Source organism: Erythrobacter sanguineus, from assembly GCF_900143235.1.
Classification (GTDB): domain Bacteria; phylum Pseudomonadota; class Alphaproteobacteria; order Sphingomonadales; family Sphingomonadaceae; genus Erythrobacter; species Erythrobacter sanguineus.
Genome location: NZ_FRDF01000024.1, coordinates 1 through 2,294, shown reverse-complemented (window position 1 = coordinate 2,294; position 2,294 = coordinate 1). Strand labels below are relative to the sequence as shown.

Sequence of the window (2,294 nt, the reverse complement as noted above, 5' to 3'; positions counted from 1 at the left end):
TCTTCATCTTCGTTCCTTCGTCACTACGACGAAGCCCCAACCCTCCTTAAATCACAACCTCAAATCTGTGCCATTGGTGCTGACGGGGGACACGCAGCGAAGGAACGACTCTTTCTGGCCGCGCGCTGACCACATTGAGCGCGCCTGCCGTTGTGTTGCGGCCATAGAGGGTGCCCTGCGGCCCCTTGGCTTTCGAGCGAAGACGGCGAGCCAACCTTTAGCGCGGCTGAACATGATGGATTGCTTCAAGCGAGGGGTGCCAACCCTTGCTGCAACCGCCGGACCAGGTCGGCATGCCCTTTGGAACCTGTCTTCGAATAGATGCGCTTCGAGTAATTCCTCGCAGTTTCGGGGGTTAGGTGCAAGTTTGCTCCCGCCTGCACGATGTTGTCGCCGCGCATGAGGCAAGCCGAAAGGGCGGCCTCGCGCTCTGAAAGTCCATGGATGGCCTTGATCACGGCATTGGCACGTTGTGGCTCAGGGTTCCTCGGCGCGCGAACCGTCGCGATCACGGCTGGCGAGAGACCCGGTGCCGACAAGATTGAGTCTGCCGGGTGAAGCAGCATGAACAGCTGGTCTTGGCCACCGAGCGGAACGACTACAGGGGCATTGCTCTTTCCTTGCGCGAAGGCCGCGCAGGCTTCCTCGATCCGCCGAAGGACTTCCGGCGCGAACCGGAGATGGCGCCCCGGTCGTGTGTTGAGGTCCTCGGCGATAGGCAGCATCGCTTCGGCCTGAGCATCGGCAACCATTATCCGGCCATCGCGGTCGAGCGCAAGTTGACCGATACCGAGCTTGGTCAGAGTGCTTTGCGCCATCTGCGCCTGCAATTGTTGTTCGGCCAGCTTGACCCTCGCTTGCAGGGCATTGGCCAGTAGCGGCGCGATGGTGAAGAGTGCCGCGCCCGCCGCGCTTGAAAAATCCTCCCGCTCCCGCGCCAGGATCACCCAGGCATCTGCGGCACCCGCCGATACACGCAGCCAGCGGCCATAGGGGATGCCCAGTTCCTTCAGCGCTTCGCGTTGACGCGCGGTCTGTGCGGGGTCGCTGAAATCGAGCATCTCGTCCAGGCCATAGACCCGCTCCGGCCGCAGTTGTTCGCTCGGAAGCAGGCCAAGCCCGGATAGGCGTGCAGCATCGATGGGCCGGTTTACGGCCGGCTGCCTCGCAGCGAAGTGGAGGATGTTCGGTTCCTGCGTCTGCATGGTGTTGGCGATCTTCAGCATCAGCAGTCCGCGCTGCGCCTGCGTACGCACCAGCAGGTTGTGCATCAAAGTGTGCCAGGGCGGAATCTCGAAGATCCCCTCGATGAGGGGCAGGAACAGCTCTCGGGAATCTGCTGGGAGGTAGGCCATGAAATTTGCTCCCATATGGGAGGTTCGCAGTCAAGGCGGCCCGTTATGTCATAGTCAGGTGAAGCAGCACGGAGCGGGGCTTGCGGATGAGCGATAAGAAGAATGCAGTGGCATTGACCCATCTTGAGCGGCTTGAAGCCGAGAGCATTCACATTTTTCGTGAGGTTGTGGCTGAGGCGGAGAATCCGGTGATGCTTTATTCGGTGGGCAAGGACAGCTCGGTGATGCTGCATCTGGCGAGGAAGGCGTTTTATCCTGCGCCGCCGCCGTTTCCGATGCTGCATGTCGCGAGCGGGTGGGATTTTGCTGACCTGCTCACGCACCGTGACAAGACTGTGCGCGAATATGGGCTGCGGCTGATCGTGGCCGGGAACGAGGAGGCCGAAGCGCAGGGGATCAACCCGTTCGACACCGGCAGCGCGCTCTACAGCCAGGCGCAATTGACCGATCCGCTCAAGCGCGCGCTGACCGCGCATGGGTTCGACGCAGCGTTCGGCGGCGGGCGGCGCGATGAGGAAAAGGCGCGGGCGAAGGAACGCATCTTCAGCTTCCGCAGCGCTGCCCACCGCTGGGATCCCAAGCAGCAGCGTCCTGAGCTTTGGAACCTCTACAACGCGAAAAAGACCAAGGGCGAAAGCATCCGCGTGTTCCCGATCTCGAACTGGACCGAGCTTGATATCTGGCAATATATCGCGCTGGAAAACATCGACATCGTCCCGCTCTACTTCTCCAAGCTGCGCCCTACGGTGGAGCGCGACGGGATGCTGCTGGTGGTCGATGACGACCGCTTCCGGCTGGAGCCGGGCGAGGATCCGGTGATGCGGTCGGTGCGGTTCCGCACGCTGGGCTGCTACCCGCTGACCGGCGCGACCCAGAGCGATGCAGCCGACATGAACACGATCATCCAGGAAATGCTGCTCGCCACCAGTTCCGAACGGC

2 protein-coding genes are annotated in these 2,294 nt (G+C 61.9%); one reads left to right on the top strand and one right to left on the bottom strand.

The genetic code is table 11. From position 1 onward, the window contains the following. Positions 1–245: 245 nt before the first annotated feature. Positions 246–1,355, bottom strand: a complete 1,110-nt coding sequence (locus BUA05_RS14320) for a helix-turn-helix transcriptional regulator (protein ID WP_072675696.1) — start codon at positions 1,353–1,355, stop codon at positions 246–248. An 86-nt stretch (positions 1,356–1,441) separates the two neighbouring features. Between BUA05_RS14320 and cysD the strand changes: the two genes are divergently transcribed. Then, the coding region (cysD, locus tag BUA05_RS14315; protein WP_072675695.1) for a sulfate adenylyltransferase subunit CysD at positions 1,442–2,294 on the top strand (853 nt) is incomplete at its 3' end.

Coding starts and splice junctions, on each gene's coding strand:
- BUA05_RS14320 (WP_072675696.1), bottom strand. CDS start 1,355: ATGGCCTACCTCCCAGCAGATTCCCGAGAGCTGTTCCTGCCCCTCATC.